This window comes from Vibrio salinus, from assembly GCF_021272385.1.
Classification (GTDB): domain Bacteria; phylum Pseudomonadota; class Gammaproteobacteria; order Enterobacterales; family Vibrionaceae; genus Vibrio; species Vibrio salinus.
This window is the reverse complement of sequence record NZ_JAJSDZ010000009.1, coordinates 965,531-981,616: the sequence shown is the minus strand read 5'-3', so window position 1 is coordinate 981,616 and position 16,086 is coordinate 965,531. Positions and strand designations below refer to the sequence as shown.

Annotated in this window: 13 protein-coding genes; 8 read left to right on the top strand and 5 right to left on the bottom strand. The window is 42.7% G+C overall.

The window, feature by feature from the left end:
* Positions 1-3 precede the first annotated feature (3 nt).
* From LRQ06_RS12810 to LRQ06_RS12795, 4 genes are all read left to right on the top strand, one after another.
* Entirely contained in the window at positions 4-819 is an 816-nt protein-coding gene (locus LRQ06_RS12810) for a transporter substrate-binding domain-containing protein (protein WP_232766897.1), read from the top strand.
* Complete coding sequence (locus LRQ06_RS12805; RefSeq protein WP_232766896.1) at positions 819-1,469, top strand: amino acid ABC transporter permease; 651 nt, start codon at positions 819-821, stop codon at positions 1,467-1,469. Before LRQ06_RS12810 ends, LRQ06_RS12805 begins: the two co-directional genes overlap by 1 nt.
* Positions 1,466-2,233, top strand: a complete 768-nt coding sequence (locus LRQ06_RS12800; protein WP_232766894.1) for an amino acid ABC transporter ATP-binding protein — start codon at positions 1,466-1,468, stop codon at positions 2,231-2,233. Before LRQ06_RS12805 ends, LRQ06_RS12800 begins: the two co-directional genes overlap by 4 nt.
* A 68-nt stretch (positions 2,234-2,301) precedes the next feature.
* Positions 2,302-3,063 (top strand): IS5 family transposase, encoded by a 762-nt coding sequence (locus LRQ06_RS12795; protein ID WP_232766892.1) that lies wholly within the window; start codon positions 2,302-2,304, stop codon positions 3,061-3,063.
* Between the two features lie 545 nt (positions 3,064-3,608).
* Here LRQ06_RS12795 and LRQ06_RS12790 read toward each other — a convergent pair.
* The 3 genes from LRQ06_RS12790 to LRQ06_RS12780 all read right to left on the bottom strand — a co-directional run bounded on the left by LRQ06_RS12790 (position 3,609) and on the right by LRQ06_RS12780 (position 7,586).
* Positions 3,609-4,640, bottom strand: coding sequence for a hypothetical protein (locus LRQ06_RS12790; RefSeq protein ID WP_232766890.1), 1,032 nt, complete (start codon positions 4,638-4,640; stop codon positions 3,609-3,611).
* A 305-nt stretch (positions 4,641-4,945) separates the two neighbouring features.
* Positions 4,946-6,778, bottom strand: a complete 1,833-nt coding sequence (glmS, locus tag LRQ06_RS12785; RefSeq protein WP_232766888.1) for a glutamine--fructose-6-phosphate transaminase (isomerizing) — start codon at positions 6,776-6,778, stop codon at positions 4,946-4,948.
* A gap of 40 nt (positions 6,779-6,818) precedes the next feature.
* Entirely contained in the window at positions 6,819-7,586 is a 768-nt protein-coding gene (locus LRQ06_RS12780; RefSeq protein ID WP_232766887.1) for a DeoR/GlpR family DNA-binding transcription regulator, read from the bottom strand.
* Between the two features lie 627 nt (positions 7,587-8,213).
* Here LRQ06_RS12780 and LRQ06_RS12775 point away from each other — a divergent pair.
* From LRQ06_RS12775 to LRQ06_RS12765, 3 genes are all read left to right on the top strand, one after another.
* Positions 8,214-10,103, top strand: coding sequence for a PTS mannitol transporter subunit IICBA (locus tag LRQ06_RS12775; protein WP_232766886.1), 1,890 nt, complete (start codon positions 8,214-8,216; stop codon positions 10,101-10,103).
* A 77-nt stretch (positions 10,104-10,180) separates the two neighbouring features.
* Positions 10,181-11,323 (top strand): mannitol-1-phosphate 5-dehydrogenase, encoded by a 1,143-nt coding sequence (locus tag LRQ06_RS12770; protein ID WP_232766884.1) that lies wholly within the window; start codon positions 10,181-10,183, stop codon positions 11,321-11,323.
* 48 nt (positions 11,324-11,371) lie between these two features.
* Positions 11,372-11,923 (top strand): MltR family transcriptional regulator, encoded by a 552-nt coding sequence (locus LRQ06_RS12765; RefSeq protein ID WP_232766883.1) that lies wholly within the window; start codon positions 11,372-11,374, stop codon positions 11,921-11,923.
* A 149-nt stretch (positions 11,924-12,072) separates the two neighbouring features.
* Here the strand turns inward: LRQ06_RS12765 and LRQ06_RS12760 are convergent, their stop codons facing one another.
* Entirely contained in the window at positions 12,073-12,948 is an 876-nt protein-coding gene (locus LRQ06_RS12760) for a LysR substrate-binding domain-containing protein (RefSeq protein ID WP_232766881.1), read from the bottom strand.
* A gap of 98 nt (positions 12,949-13,046) precedes the next feature.
* On the opposite strand from LRQ06_RS12760, the gene LRQ06_RS12755 reads away from it, so the two are divergent.
* A complete protein-coding gene (locus LRQ06_RS12755) occupies positions 13,047-13,655 on the top strand; it encodes a LysE family translocator (protein WP_232766879.1) in 609 nt (202 codons plus the stop codon).
* Here LRQ06_RS12755 and LRQ06_RS12750 read toward each other — a convergent pair.
* The gene (locus tag LRQ06_RS12750; protein ID WP_232766877.1) at positions 13,652-15,931 is read right to left on the bottom strand and encodes a penicillin acylase family protein; all 2,280 of its coding nucleotides are present in this window, start codon (positions 15,929-15,931) and stop codon (positions 13,652-13,654) included. The two genes, LRQ06_RS12755 and LRQ06_RS12750, sit on opposite strands and share 4 nt — an antisense overlap.
* Between the last annotated feature and the right edge of the window lie 155 nt (positions 15,932-16,086).

Genomic DNA, 16,086 nt, shown 5'->3' with positions numbered 1-16,086 from the left:
AAAATGAAGAAAATGACTTCTCTTTTCCTTTCACTCTGTGCTTTGGGCATCGTCAGTAGTAATACCTACGCAGACAGCAGCTTACAGACATTGCTTGATAAAGGTGAAGTTCGCATTGCAAACACCCAGGCAAGCCCACCATGGAGCTACATAAACGATCAGAACCAACCCGATGGTTATGATGTGGCAATGGCAAAAGAGGTGATGAAACGTATTGGTATCAAACATATTGTGTTTGTTGCCGATTCCTTTAAAAACTTTATTGAAGGGTTAAAAACAGGAAAATACGATGTAGTCATGAATGATTTAACACCTACCGCTGAACGCGATAAACAGGTCGATTTTACAGAACCATACGGTGTTGAAGAGTTTCGAATCTTTGTCATGGATGACAATAAAGACATCCATGAACAAGTTAATTTAGCCGGCAAAAAAGTCGGTGCTACAGCGGGAACAACAAATGAGTCCGGGTCACGTGAGCATCTGACCAAATCAGAGGTCAAAGCTTATGAAAACGGCGGACTGGTCTTTTCCGATTTAGGTAACCGTCGTATTGATGCAGTCATTTCCTCTTTCTTTGGCGGCGAAAAATATCGAAAAGCGAATAATCTACCAATTAAAGCTGTTGGTGAGCCTTTGACTTTCCAACTCTCTGCGGCCGCAGTACCTGAGGGAGACACCAGCTTGAAGGTAGCGATAAATAAAGCGATTGAATCAATGATCAAAGACGGCACTATTGATAAGTTAAGCCACAAATATATTGGCCCAGACTACAACATGATCGATGATATCAAGAAAGCGAAGGCTGAGGTTAAATAATGTACGACTTATTTATTCGGGCGTTACCTCTGCTAAAGACAGCTATTCTGGTCACTCTGGGCTTAGGTATCTCCTCGTTTATTTTAGGAAGTATCGTTGGTATGGGAGTTGCGCTAATGCGCAACTCTGCCTCCCGGATACTGAATGTCATTGCTTTTGTTTATGTATCCATTTTTCGTGGTACTCCATTACTGGTACAAATTTTATTGGTTTACTTTGCTCTGCCCAGTTACGGTATTAATTTAGAACCCATTCCTGCGGCATTACTGGCATTAACTCTCTTTTCTGCTTCGTATTTAAGTGAGATTTTCCGTGCAGGTATTAATAGTGTCGACCAGGGGCAATGGGAAGCTGCCGAGTCGATGGGAATAGGGTATTGGACCTGTCTGAGGCGAATCATCTGGCCACAAGCATTCCGTATTGCTCTTCCTCCACTGGGTAGCCGTTTTATTGCTTTAATGAAAGATACCTCTCTGGCATCGACGGTCACTGTTGTTGAACTCACTCGTGTTGCTGAACTTATCGGCGCTACCACATTCCGGTATATGGAAATGTTCTTAATGGTCGGCATCATTTACTGGGTTATCAATCAATCACTTACATTGTTACAAGTTTGGTTGGAAGTGAAATTAACGAGGCACATGAAATGAAAAATGAATTACAGGTTAGCGTTCAGGGTCTCGCCAAATCCTTTGACGATTTAGAGGTATTGCGCAAAGTTGATTTCAACGTAAAAAGTGGTGAAGTGGTCACCATATTAGGACCATCCGGTTCTGGTAAAACCACCTTACTGCGCTCTTTAAATTTTCTCGAAGAGCCCGATACCGGAATCATTAATATTTGCGGAAATCGAATTGAGAAAACCGCAGACACTCCGCTAACTAAACAGGACAGAGCAGCCATTCGACAATTACGACTGAAAACAGGGATGGTCTTCCAATCCTTTAACCTTTTCCCTCACCTTACCGTGCTTGAAAATATCATAGAAGGGCCAGTGACAATTAAAAAGGTAGCTAAGCAGACGGCTATACAAAAAGCATCCGATTTATTACGTCAGGTCGGTTTGGAAGATAAAGCTGGTCTTTACCCAAGTAAACTTTCTGGGGGGCAAAAACAGCGTGTCGCTATTGCTCGCAGCCTCGCTATGGAACCAGAATTGATCTTATTTGACGAACCCACTTCTGCGCTTGATCCCGAGCTGAAAGAAGAAGTTCTGTCGGTTATGCGCAATCTGGCCAAATCGGGCATCACCATGATTATCGTCACTCATGAAATCCGCTTTGCCAGAGACGTTGCTGACCGCATAATCTTTATGGAAAATGGCATTGTTGTCGCCGATGAGAACCCTGAGCGCTTTTTTCATCACGAAAACCCACGAATCTCTGAGTTCTTAGGGTCTGTTGATCTTTCGTGATGAATTTTTGAGCGGCATGGTAAAGCGTTATAATTTGCTTCGCCAAAAGTAAAACACAACCCGATACCATGCCGAGACTAATGCTAACTGATAAGCGGTGGGAAAAGCTACTTCAAATAATGAAGAATACTGGCCGCATTTATAATAAACCTGAACATAGAATGACCTTTGAGGGGATCCTTTATCGATTACGAACAGGTATTCCCTGGCGGGATCTACCATCAGAATTTGGTGATTGGAGTGCTGTTTATCGTCGTTTTAATCTGTGGTCTAAGAAAGGTATTTTAAGTTTATTATTCAATGAATTATCAAAGCTATCTGACTATGATTGGGTATTCGCTGACGGCTCGATAGTCAAAGCTCACCAACATAGCACTGGTGCGGCAACGCCAGATAGTGAGTGCATAGGAAAGAGTCGTGGCGGTAACTCAACAAAAATTCATTTAGTCGTGGACAGCGGTGGATTGCCAATCTACTTCGAACTATCAGAAGGCCAAAGAAATGATATCGCGCGGGCGGAAAGCCTCGTTGACCATCTAAAGGAAGTAAATGTTTTCATTGCTGATAAAGGTTATGACAGCGAAGCTTTAAGGGTATATGTGGACTCAAAAGGTGGCGAAACTGTTATACCAAAGCGTAATTATGGACAAGACATAGCCAAAGGAAGTATTGATTGGTGCCTCTATAAGTATCGACACTTGGTTGAAAATGCCTTTGCAAGGATTAAACACTTTCGAGCAATATCAACGAGATATGACAAATTGGCAAGAAATTACGCCAGTATGGTATCACTGGCGTTTACTATAATGTGGTTGCCGATGTATTTCTGAACAAAATGTGTACAGCAAAGATCAACAGACCCTAGGTAAGTTTTAACGATAATCACTCTTAGTGACAAAATTAGGTCAAGGATAAACAAGCTTGGTGCCAACATTTTTCAGTCAGCTCCTGTAAAACGGAGAGGGGTAAAGGCTTTTCAAGATCAATGAAAAGCCTGCACCAACACTTCTTTACAGTTCGTTTTCTCCGAGAGCGTTAGGGCATATTCTAATTCGACGCCAAGGCGGGTAGCGAACATAAGAAAAAGTATGGCAAGTTCGGTCAGAGATTTTGCTATAGAATATTTAACCTAAAGCATTTCGGGGCAGATTCGTGTCAGCTAAGATCTAGCTAACACGTTGATGGACAGAAGTGTTTTAGTGATTTTTCTAAATTAGCAATCCACAAATTACTTTAGATATGGCAAAGTCACGTAACTCAGTGTCCATTATTATGGTACATATCAATTTTTGATTGGTATCTTATTTCGAATAACTTTTGGGACTACAAAATAATAAAGCTGATTACAATGTAACTTTTATCAAAACAAAGAAAATTAAAAAGGCTGTACTGTAAACCTGTGGATTTCATCAAGTTCGGTCGATACCAACGAATCGTACACATCTGGCTTAACAATAAATAACATAAAGGAATCGCCACCTTCATCAAACCATAATGCTTTATGCCCTCTGTTCCCAATTATCTTCTCTAGTTTGGTAACGCTTATATGAGAAATCAGTTCAGGGTCATCATCAGCTTCTTTTACTTCTTTATTCATATCGTAACTTTCTTGCTGAGAAATCGTATCTAGCGACAATGTGGTTAAAACTTGATTCGTCTTCTCAATTAACATGTCTGGAGAGTAGATTTCTTTCCAGTCAAACGATTCCATGAAACCAAATCCTTCCATTATTGTTTTGAATATCACGCAAGGAACTACGGTGGGATCAGAGCCGTCTATTTCATCAGGTTCTCTAAATCTATTATCAAAAGTAATTCTCGCTTTACGCCAAAACTTCGAATCGCCATCTGTAGGATCGAGGTCTTTCTGAGCTAATTTTAAGAAATCTAAAACTTCAGTGACGTTGTTAGTGATAGCAGAAGCGGCATTGATCACACCGTTCCAGACTGTTTGTTTTTTAGCTTCAACATCGTCTTCCTTATTTTCTGCATCTTCCATGATTAAGCTACGTCTTGCCTGTAACTCGTGAAGTACTGCATTATGATTTTTATCATGAAGGATATGAAAGAAACCGAACTTTGTTTCTACTTTGGTATATTTTACTTTTGTAAAACGTCCAACTAATAGACTAAGTAACCCTACCCCGAGCCAAAAGCCTTTTCCTGTCAGTGGTAAGTCTAAATAAGCAGCATGTCCAATTTGAATAATGCCAATGAAACACCAGAAAATTCCTGCCCGCTCGTACCAAACTATTTTATCAACGCTCTCTGAAGTTTTATCTGTCAATTCTGAATAATGTATATATAAATCCTTCTCATCATTTTTATCTTCTGCATGGTAATTTAAATAAGTATCGTAAAATGTAAAAGTAATATGTTTTGACGACCTTTTTTGTGTAATCTTCATTATTATCAACCTAGCAATTTGATTTTTTTAAAATAAAATTTAACAAAACAAGATAATACTTTTTAGATTATCATCGCACATGATTCTTTCCTTAAATTTCATTAATTATTAAAAGTTGGACTTTTTACCATTATTTCATTAGGTCATTTTGCATCATAAATGATTGTTCTAAACAAAAATCAGATAATAGAGAGTATCAAGTTAACTAACTTGATTAGGGGTAATTTTCGATTTAGAAATAGAAATGGCAGCGATGAGAACGCTGCCATTTTAATATGGGACTTTATTACTCTCTTACAATGGGTTTATTCAACCGTCACTGCTTTCGCTAAGTTTCTTGGCTGGTCAACATCGGTCCCTTTAATCAGGGCAATGTGATAGGAAAGTAACTGCATTGGAACTGTATAGTAAATTGGCGCCGTAATCTCATTCACATGAGGCATTGAAATGATCTTCATGGTGTCATCCGATTCAAAACCGGTATTCTCATCAGCAAAGACATAAAGAAGCCCACCACGAGCGCGAACTTCTTCAATATTTGACTTCAGTTTTTCCAGTAAATCGTTACCCGGAGCCACAACCACAACCGGCATATCTTCATCAATCAGTGCCAGTGGTCCGTGTTTCAGTTCACCGGCCGCATAGGCTTCTGCGTGAATATAAGAAATTTCTTTCAGTTTCAATGCGGCTTCCAGAGCAATCGGATAATATTCACCACGACCAAGGAACAGAGTATGATGCTTATCGGCAAAATCTTTCGCCAGTTCTTCAATCTCTTTATCAAACTTCAGAGCACTTTCAATTTGTGTCGGCAGCTCATGCAAAGCGGTAACAATTTCTTTCTCCTGCGCGGCATCCACAATGTTTTTCTGTTTACCTATAGCAGCCACTAACATTAGCATTGCTGTTAGCTGAGTAGTAAACGCCTTGGTCGATGCCACACCGATTTCGACGCCGGCACGGGTCATAAAGGCAATATCAGATTCACGGACCAGAGATGAACCGGCCACATTACAGATGGTCATTACAGCCATGTAACCTTTTTCTTTGGCAAGACGTAATGCAGCCAGTGTATCGGCCGTTTCTCCAGACTGAGAAAGCGTAATCAGCAAGCTGTTAGGACGGGTGACAAACTTGCGGTAACGGAATTCAGAGGCGATTTCAACATCACAACTGACGCCGGCAACGCCTTCAAACCAGTAACGGGCAGCCATACCGGCATTATAAGAAGTACCACAGGCCACAATCTGAACATGCTCGACTTTTTCCAGTATTTCTGCAGCATGAACACCAATACTGTCAACAATCACAGAATCTTTAGTACAACGGCCTTCCATCGTATTGGTAATCGCAACCGGCTGTTCATAAATTTCTTTCTGCATAAAATGACGGTATTTACCTTTATCACCGGCGTCATGTTCAGCCGTTGACTCGGACACTTCTCGTTCAACCGCGTCACCTTTATAATCAAATACACGAACTTCACGACGGGTAATTTCTGCAACGTCACCTTCTTCCAGATACATAAAGCGGCGTGTGACATTCAATAATGCCAGTTGGTCAGACGCCAGAAAGTTTTCACCAACTCCAAGACCAATAACAATCGGGCTTCCGGAACGGGCAACGACCAGGCGCGAAGGATCGGTTTTATCCAGAACAACCGTACCATAAGCCCCTTCTAACTGCTTAGCGGCTTTCTGAACTGCCTTAACTAAACTGTCTGCTGTTTTCATTTCCCAGGCAACTAAGTGAGCAATCACTTCTGTATCGGTCTGAGATTCAAAGATGTAACCTTTTGCCTGCAATGACTGGCGAAGGGCAACGTGGTTTTCAATGATGCCGTTATGAACAACGGAAATATTGCCGGAGACGTGTGGGTGAGCATTAATTTCAGAAGGCTCGCCATGCGTTGCCCAGCGAGTATGAGCAATACCCGTTCCACCGGTGACTCTGGCGACTTCTACGGCATCCGACAATTCCTGAACTTTACCCAGGCGGCGAATTCTTGTCAGATTGTTATCACTGTCGACAATTGCCACACCGGCAGAATCATAACCCCGGTATTCCAGACGACGTAAACCTTCTACTAAAATTTCAGCAACATCCCGTTGTGCTACAGCCCCGACTATTCCACACATATTTAATTTACTCCTAACCTTTAAATTCGTTTGACACTGGCTAATTCTGAGCCCGGATAACCTGAACATCATGGGATTCAATGACACGCATTTGTTCATCCGACAAACCACTGTCGGTAATCAGAACATCAATAATTTCCCAGCTTAGTTCAAGATTGGGTATTTTTCGCCCGAGCTTGTCCGATTCCGCCATCACGATGACTTCTCTGGACACATTTGCCATTACTTTACTCAGCCCAAATAATTCGTTGAATGTGGTCGTGCCACGATTCATATCAATTCCATCACAACCAATAAATAGCTGATCAAAGTCATAAGAACACAAAACAGATTCGGCAACCTGCCCCTGAAAAGATTCGGAATGCGGATCCCAGGTGCCGCCCGTCATCAACAGCGTAGGTTCATTCTCCAGCTCGCGCAGGGCATTGGCGACATTTAGAGAATTGGTCATCACAACCAATCCCTGTTTTTCATTTAAGTGAGGGATCACGGCGGTCGTAGTACTGCCACTGTCTATGACGATTCGGTGATGGTCTTTAATAAGAGCGGACGCTTCTTTCGCAATATAAAGCTTTCGGTTTGAAACTTTTTGAGTTAATTCTTCTGCTATCACTTCTTTCGGTAGAGAGATAGCGCCGCCATAACGGCGAAGAAGAAGACCATTTTTCTCAAGAGCCGATAAATCTTTCCGGATGGTTACTTCCGATGTTTCGAAACTTTTGGATAATTCATCAACACTTACCTCTCCTTTATCCTGCAATAAAGTTAAAATAAGATGCCGTCTTTGTTTTGTATTTCGCTTTGACATTTAAAATACTAATTAAATTTCGGTTGGAAAGATATAATAGTCATTTCGAAACATTTGTCTATCTATTTTACTTATTATAGACAACTTAGCCCGAAAGCAAGGTTCAACAAATACCGAAACCATCATTGATTCACAAATCCGCCACCTTTAACTGATAACAATCTTTACTAAACAGGTAATACGATGTGAAAGTTTATATGTAGATAAATTACAAAATAACGACAAATTTTTTAGATATTTATTTCGAATGGTGAAATAAAAAACGCAATGAGAGTTAGATCACTTTTTAAAAAAGTGCTCATTTTGAAGATATTCTTAATGTGATACATATCACACTAAATTCACTATTGATAATTCTATTTATGAGATCTAGATCGTTAAATATTTTTTGACAAACTAAAAAACAATAATTTGTAATAAAATTACGAATCATTTTAGTGATATTAGTCACAAAAAATTTCTAGCCTCACAAATAAATACGTGATTCTGGTCACAAAACCCCCGAGCGAGACTGCTGAGTCAAAAGATGTGCTAGATTGAATTTGAACTTTAAACAATCTTGTCGGCTTTGCAGAGCCGGTTTGTAAAACACAAAAATATCAACAGAACATCGAACGGGGACTTCTCATGATATCACCAGATGCTAAGGTCAAGGTACAGAATTTTGGCCGATTCCTATCAAACATGGTAATGCCGAACATCGGGGCATTTATTGCCTGGGGTTTCATCACCGCACTCTTTATCCCAACAGGCTGGACACCTAACGCTACACTAGCAGCATTCGTCGGGCCAATGATCACCTACTTACTACCTCTTTTAATTGGCTATACCGGCGGTAAACTCATTGGCGGCGAACGTGGCGCAGTTGTCGGTGCTATTACCACTATGGGGGTTATTGTCGGTTCAGATATCCCAATGTTTATGGGCGCAATGATTGCCGGCCCTCTGGGTGGCTGGGCTATCAGCACATTTGATAAACGGGCTGACGGCAAAATTAAAAGCGGATTTGAGATGTTAGTCAATAACTTCTCTGCCGGTATCATTGGTATGCTGTGTGCTATCGCAGCTTTCTACCTGATTGGTCCGTTTGTCAAAGTATTGTCTGTCGCTCTGTCGCATGGTGTTGACACATTAGTCAGTGCACACTTATTACCATTAACCTCAATTTTTGTTGAACCGGCAAAAATTTTGTTCCTGAATAATGCCATTAACCACGGTATCTTTACTCCTCTGGGTATCCAACAGGCTGAGCAGACTGGTCGTTCTATCTTCTTCCTTATTGAAGCGAACCCAGGTCCTGGGTTAGGAATCCTGCTTGCTTATATGGTCTTTGGTAAAGGTACGGCTAAACAGACTGCGGGTGGTGCAACCATCATTCACTTCCTTGGGGGTATCCATGAAATTTACTTCCCATATGTCCTGATGAACCCTCGCCTGATCCTGGCAGTTATTGCCGGTGGTATCACAGGTGTAACAACTCTGACTCTGTTCCATGCGGGTCTGATTTCTCCGGCTTCTCCAGGTTCTATCTTTGCTGTTCTGCTAATGACACCGAAAGGTTCTTATGTCGGAGTGCTGTGTGCTATTTTCGCGGCAACTGCCGTGTCCTTTGCTGTCGCTGCATTTTTGATGAAAACTCAAAAAGACACAGATAATGATGATGCACTTGAAAACGCGACTTCTCAAATGAAGTCAATGAAAGCAGAATCCAAAGGCATATCTGCTCAAACAGCCAAAACCGATTTCAGCAATGTGGCAAAAATCATTGTTGCCTGTGACGCAGGAATGGGCTCAAGCGCAATGGGTGCCAGCATGCTTCGTAAAAAAGTGCAGGCTGCCGGATTGAATATTGACGTCACCAACCTTGCAATCAACAGCCTGCCTCAGGATGTTGATATCGTGGTCACTCATAAGGATCTGACAGCACGGGCGAAAACACATGCGCCAAATGCGAATCATATTTCGCTGACTAACTTTTTGGATGGTGCAACCTACGACGATCTTGTCCAGCAATTACTAAAATCCAACACAGCATCAGCTCCTAAAACGACAGCGGATACCACAAAACCGGCAGAAAATGCGCAGCCATTCAATATTGAATCAAAAAATGTCTGCCTGGGTCTTTCTGCCGCAACAAAAGAAGAGGCAATTCAATTTGCCGGAGACAAACTGGTCGAACTCGGTTATGTAGAACCGGAATACGTAAGCGCAATGTTTGACCGGGAAAAACTGGTATCCACTTATCTGGGAGAGTCCATTGCGGTTCCTCATGGCACAGTCGAGGCAAAAGACAAAGTAAAAGAAACCGGCATCGTAATCTGTCAATACCCTGAAGGTGTTCAGTTTGGTGATGACGAAGATAGCATCGCAAAAATCGTAATTGGCATTGCCGCGAAAAACGATGAACACATTTCCGTTATCACAGCCATTACCAATGCGCTTGATGACGAAGATGCAATCGCAAAACTTCGCTCGACTACAAATACTGAAGATGTCCTTTCGATTCTGGGCGCATAAATTTCAATTTGCTCCATTAGAGGCCAGCCTTCCCCATTAGGGTTGGTCTCTTCTTTCAATTTATAGGGTATAACACGATGAAAGCTATTCACTTTGGTGCCGGAAACATAGGCCGTGGTTTCATAGGAAAACTACTGGCAGATGCAGGCATTCATGTCACTTTTGCTGATGTCAACGAAGCCATTGTTAATAAACTTAAAACAGACACCCAATACGATGTTAAAGTCGTAGGTGAAAAATGCGAAATTCAGACAGTAAAAAATGTTTCGGCTGTCAGCTCTTTATCTGATGATCTGATCCAACTCATCGCCAACGTAGATATAATCACCACCGCCGTTGGTCCAAATGTTCTTGATATTATTGCAAAAAGTATTGCCGATGGTCTAAATGTCAGAGCCGCAAACAATAACCACTCACCATTAAATATTATTGCCTGCGAAAATATGGTCCGCGGAACCAGTCACCTGAAAGAACAGGTGTATCAATATCTTGACGAACAGACAGCACACTTTTGTGATAACTTCGTCGGTTTTGTCGATTCGGCCGTTGACCGGATAGTTCCTCCTGCCGAACCATCCGATAACATCCTAGATGTTACCGTTGAAAGTTTCAGTGAATGGATTGTCGATAAGACTCAGTTCAAAGGAGAAATTCCGGCCATCTCAGGAATGGAAACGACCGACAATTTAATGGCATTTGTTGAGCGTAAACTATTTACTCTTAACACCGGTCACTGTATAACAGCGTATCTTGGTTGCTTAAATGGTTACAACACCATAAAAGAAGCCATCGAAGATGCCTCAATACGGGCAGACGTCACTCTCGCAATGCAGCAAAGCGGAGAAGTTCTGGTGCAGCGGTATGGTTTTGATAAAGAAAAACACGCAGCATATATTAATAAAATCCTGTCTCGCTTTGCCAACCCATATTTAGTCGATGAAGTAGATCGCGTTGGTCGTCAGCCGATCCGAAAATTAGGTAAAAACGACCGGCTGGTAAAACCTTTAAACGGAACCATAGAGTATCAGTCAGATAATTCAGCTTTACTGAAAGGCATTGCGGCTGCGTTGAAATATCAGAACAGCTCAGATCCGCAGGCAGAAGAGCTACAGGAATATTTGCAAACAAACGGAGTACGTAACACGTTGGCTCATTATGCTGATCTGGATAAAGACAGCAAAGAAGCCCGGGAAGTTGAATCCATATTTCAAATTCTTTAATAAATACATTGAGGGAGTAATACTCCCTCACAAACAAATTATTTTTATATGTCCGACAATATTCAAGAATCAGAGATCATAGAAAGGCTTAATGAGGCCCCTTCAGTCAGAGTGTTTTTCATTTCTGCTGTTGAAATATTCGAAGATGCAGTCGATATGTTGGTCCAGCGAATATTTCGAAGTGATTACTTAGCGGTAAAAGCGGTCATTAATCCGCTGCTCGATTCATCGGGACCACTTGGGGATCTCTCTGTACGTATAAAATTGTTATTTGGCTTAGGTGTCTTACCTGAAAACGTCTATCACGATATCGATGCATTTATTCACATAAGAAATCAGCTAAACAACGATGCTTACGAATATAAGTTTAGTGATAAAAAAGTCATCGCTGCCGTTAAAAAATTAACGTCAGTACAGACCATGGGGATTGATCAGTTCGAGCAGTTTGTTGCCGAATATACCGGCGATACGTCAGATGAATTTTACCAGCTACAGCTCTTACGTCAGGAGCAGGTGATAAAATCCAGTCTGGCTTTATCGATCGTAGAACTCTCTCACGCACTGGACAAAGACAGCCCTTTTACGAGTCAGCACCATTAACCACCGGTAACGGATGTCGACTGCTGTGACCCACAACGTCATAGCCGGGATGGTCTGCTGTAAAATAAACAAACCATCCGTTACCGTAGATTCAGAAAAATATTTTGCTCGTCCCGATAAGTTAACACTAACAAACAAAATGTAGCCAATTAACATCCGTTTTGGTCTGGCTGGCACAACGCCATCGTCTTTTGCAGCCAGTTCAAAAAGATCAGCTCGTTTGGTTCCGGTTTTTCATTATGACTGAGCAGAACATAGTGATGCCCGGAACGGACGAATCCGAATGGCGCAATCAACCGCCCGTTCTTCAGATCATCAACAACCAGGGGGTAAGATCCAATCGCCGCTCCCAGTCCGTCCGTAGCTGCCTGCAAACAAAAATAAAAGTGGCCGAAGGACTGGCTGGATTGATTCAGTGTCAGTTTCTGTTGGGTTGCAGTCGCCCACTCTTTCCAGGCCAGCGGCCTCGTTTCACTATGCAGAAAGACCATCATCTCCGGCGTATTTTTCACCTTGTTCCAATATTGAGGTGAAAGTACGGGCCCAACCCATTCAGGAACTAACCGGGACACGGTATATTCCGGATTAATATCAAAATCATCACGACGAATCGCCAGAGATAATCCGGTTTTATCCAGAGAAATGGCGCCACCCGCCGTTGATAACCGGATATCAATACCAGTGTGTTGAAAAAACAGTGACAATCTGGGCATCAGCCACCGCATGGTTAATGTCGGCTCACAGGAGATCTCAAGGTACCGGCGATGCTCCTGCGTCAATTTTTTCACGCCACTTTCAAGCGTATTAAAGGCTATATCCGTATAGTGTTTCAGTAATTCCCCTTCCTGAGTCAGACACATTCTTCGGCCTTGTTTATAAAACAGGGTCAGCGATAAATGACTTTCCAATAATTTGATTTGTTTGCTTACGGCACCATGAGTGATATGTAATCGCCCAGCCGCTTCGCTGTAACTGGATGATCCGGCTGTAATATGAAAAACATGAAAAGCTTTAAGATGTCTCATGTGACTTTTTCTCACATAATTTGTGTATTTATTTCGCTTATAACTTAGCAGATTACCGATACAATCTTCAACATAACACGGAAACAAAAGGAAACAATATGGAAGTAATAAGTCTGGCTATATTTGGTTTGTTAATTGTTATGAGCCCCGGTTCTGACTTTGTATTAATGTTCAAAAACAGCGCCATGCACGGGCGGAAAGCCGGGATCATCACCGCATTGGGTATTGGCAGCGGCGTTTGTATCCACGTGACTTATTCCGTTATCGGAATAAGTCACTTTATATCACAGAATATCATTTTACTCAGTATCATAAAATATGCAGGGGCTTCGTATTTAATCTATCTGGGAATATCAGGATTACGGACTTCCCGGCTCAACCTGACGTTCAAAAAAGAACGGGAAATAACGAAAAATCACCGACGATTCTTTATTCAGGGATTTATTTGTAACACCTTAAATCCTAAAACAATGCTGTTTTTTCTAAGCATATTCAGCCAGCTTATCTCACCAGACAATGGGAATATGCCGTTTGTTATTGCCTATGGGAGTTACATTATCGTCCTACATAGTCTCTGGTTTATTGTGGTTGCCTGTCTGGTCACTTCCGGCAAAGCAAACGAGCTGCTTAAAAAGTTCGGGCACCGAGTAAACCAGACATGCAGTGTCGGACTGATTGGCTTCGGAACAATGCTGGTGGCGTCTTAGCCAACACAGCTTCCCGAGCCCGCCAGACACAACGAACCGGTAATACCGGTGGTTTCCAGTTCCTGAGGTAAAAAAGGAATGCGGTATAGCTGCTTATTTGAAAACATCGTTAACTGTGCCGTTCGCCCTGACGTTTCAACACCATCACGCTGACCGTGACTGAGCAGAGCGTCTACCACAATACTTTCATTTTCCCACCGGGCGAGCTGGATATACGCTGTGCCAAACAAAATATGTGGAAACCCGGCTTCCGTCAGTGGAGCCGGCATTTCTCCGTTAAGCAATCCTTCTTGGTAAGAACCGCCATGCAAAGAAATGCGGGCACCTTCCGCTGTCTGATATAACGCATTTCCCCAGGGTTCATCCAGAGTAAAACCCAAACCAGTAAGATCATCGGCCGCATTTTCCAGCGCACAGATGATCACAGGTTCATTCCCGGCCGTAATTTCAAGTTTCGATCCCGCTTCCGGATCACCGCTGCCCGCCACTTTGAGAAGATCGGTCTGTACAATCCGGTTCCAGAATTGGTGAAATAACAAAGCGCCCCGGCTGTCCGGATTGTTTTTCCGGTCCCATTTCCGTAATACCGTCAACCCTCTTCCGGCTTTTTCACTGACAGACTGCCCACCCAAAGCCAAAATATCATCCAAAAATCGTTCAGCCACATAATTGCGGTTATCAAAAATAACCTGTAGTGCCTTATCCGGCGTAATAAACGATTTCAGCGATATTTCTTTCATTCTCAGGGCAGACATTTCAAGTCTCGGGTCATACCTTAACCCGGCGGCAATATGTTTGCCTATCTGATGATCGGCTTTATGCTGCCCGAAAACTGAAGGATAATCCGGTTGTACTTTTCCGAACTCTGTAAACTTATAACTGTTATTGGTATTGTGAATGATGCCCCGCGAAATCACCGTTGGATAGAATGACACCGGAGCCTGCAGAGGCCGGTTACCGGAATCACGAAAAGAACAGCGACACCGGGTACCGTCCAGTACGTTAAATGCAGCTGTTTCATCATCAATATGGCATTCCGCCATTTCCTCATCCGTTACCGGTGGGACATTACCAGCAATAACATAAGCAACATCACCGTGACGATCCGCCACCACAAGCTGACACAAAATACCCCGGTTATGTTCAATGGCCGAAACAAACTCACGGGTGGACGTCGCCTTTGCTGCATTCAGAAACTGATCCAGCCCCCGGGCATTTTTCTCTCCGGGATTGGTAATGGAATACCAGCCTTCAGGCTTTCCCGGCCGGTCCGGCAGTTTATAAATAAACCCAAGTTCAGATTCAAAAAACTCATAGATCCGGGTTTCCACCTTACCGGAATTTTCCAGCACATCGACAGAAACCGCCCGGACCGATAGCGGTTTTTTTTCGCCATCCATAAGATAGAAAGGCTGTTCTCCCGATAAGTCTGTCTGCATTTTCTGTAAAACATATGGCGTGACGGATGCTGCATCTAAAATACTCCATGACACATCTGAGTTGTAACCGGTCATCGGAAGAGGGAAACCCAGAAAAGAGGTTCCTGCGACATCAAGCTCTCCGGGAATCGTCAGGTGATACTGATGCATATAAATACGTTGCTGATGAGGTGTCCGTTTCCAGGCCGAATGAGGATTACCAAGCATAATGGCCCCCTCACCTTCAACCACGTCACCACCATACGCCCAGGCATTGCTGCCAAACCCGCCTTCCACTTCAACTGGTTTTGCATGAGGCGAATAGTCTGAAACCTCAGATCCTGCTTTACGCCCCTTTACGGCAGAGGAAACAATATAAGGCCCGATTTCCACCAGCTCTTTCATGATGCCAAAGCGCATGGCTGCGCGGATAACATCCGCAGTTTCAAACGTAACAAGCGGTTCGCCGGCACTCAGCCGTTCTTTTTCTTCGTCAGACAAGTCTCTTACATAATCATTAAGACCGTTAACGTATCCCCGGATATAATCACGGGTATTCCGGCCTAGCTTTTCTGACTCTTCCCTAACCCAGTCATCCGGCAACCGCATACGAAACATTAAATCAGAGTTAAGATTAGTTGTTTTTAAAAAACCAATGGTTGAGAAACCGTCGGCTCCATAGTATTTCGAACGCTCTCCACGCAAAGCAATCGCCTGGCCGGACAGTTCGCCCAAACGATCCCGAGCATGAACATAACCATAACCGTAACCAAGACATTCATAATTACCGGCTTCGATATGAGGAACATCATTCTCTGTCCAGCGGATTTCTACCTGATTTTCATCTCTTGTTTTCATTATTTAAAGGCCTTATATCACTGACAAGCCAGTGTTGTATCCCTTTGCTCGACACGTTAGCGTACATGTAACAGATGAGTACAACACTCAAAAATGATAATGATAACACATATTATTAGCATTAAAGCGAAAGGCGATAATTAAGGCTTCTCCGG

Excerpts from the sequence above, each read along its gene's own strand:
- LRQ06_RS12795 (WP_232766892.1), top strand. The coding sequence starts at position 2,302 with ATGCCGAGACTAATGCTAACTGATAAGCGGTGGGAAAAGCTACTTCAA.
- LRQ06_RS12780 (WP_232766887.1), bottom strand. The coding sequence starts at position 7,586 with ATGTCAAAGCGAAATACAAAACAAAGACGGCATCTTATTTTAACTTTA.
- LRQ06_RS12810 (WP_232766897.1), top strand. The coding sequence starts at position 4 with ATGAAGAAAATGACTTCTCTTTTCCTTTCACTCTGTGCTTTGGGCATC.
- LRQ06_RS12750 (WP_232766877.1), bottom strand. The coding sequence starts at position 15,931 with ATGAAAACAAGAGATGAAAATCAGGTAGAAATCCGCTGGACAGAGAAT.
- LRQ06_RS12800 (WP_232766894.1), top strand. The coding sequence starts at position 1,466 with ATGAAAAATGAATTACAGGTTAGCGTTCAGGGTCTCGCCAAATCCTTT.
- LRQ06_RS12775 (WP_232766886.1), top strand. The coding sequence starts at position 8,214 with ATGATATCACCAGATGCTAAGGTCAAGGTACAGAATTTTGGCCGATTC.
- LRQ06_RS12760 (WP_232766881.1), bottom strand. The coding sequence starts at position 12,948 with ATGAGACATCTTAAAGCTTTTCATGTTTTTCATATTACAGCCGGATCA.
- LRQ06_RS12765 (WP_232766883.1), top strand. The coding sequence starts at position 11,372 with ATGTCCGACAATATTCAAGAATCAGAGATCATAGAAAGGCTTAATGAG.
- LRQ06_RS12755 (WP_232766879.1), top strand. The coding sequence starts at position 13,047 with ATGGAAGTAATAAGTCTGGCTATATTTGGTTTGTTAATTGTTATGAGC.
- LRQ06_RS12790 (WP_232766890.1), bottom strand. The coding sequence starts at position 4,640 with ATGAAGATTACACAAAAAAGGTCGTCAAAACATATTACTTTTACATTT.
- glmS (WP_232766888.1), bottom strand. The coding sequence starts at position 6,778 with ATGTGTGGAATAGTCGGGGCTGTAGCACAACGGGATGTTGCTGAAATT.
- LRQ06_RS12770 (WP_232766884.1), top strand. The coding sequence starts at position 10,181 with ATGAAAGCTATTCACTTTGGTGCCGGAAACATAGGCCGTGGTTTCATA.
- LRQ06_RS12805 (WP_232766896.1), top strand. The coding sequence starts at position 819 with ATGTACGACTTATTTATTCGGGCGTTACCTCTGCTAAAGACAGCTATT.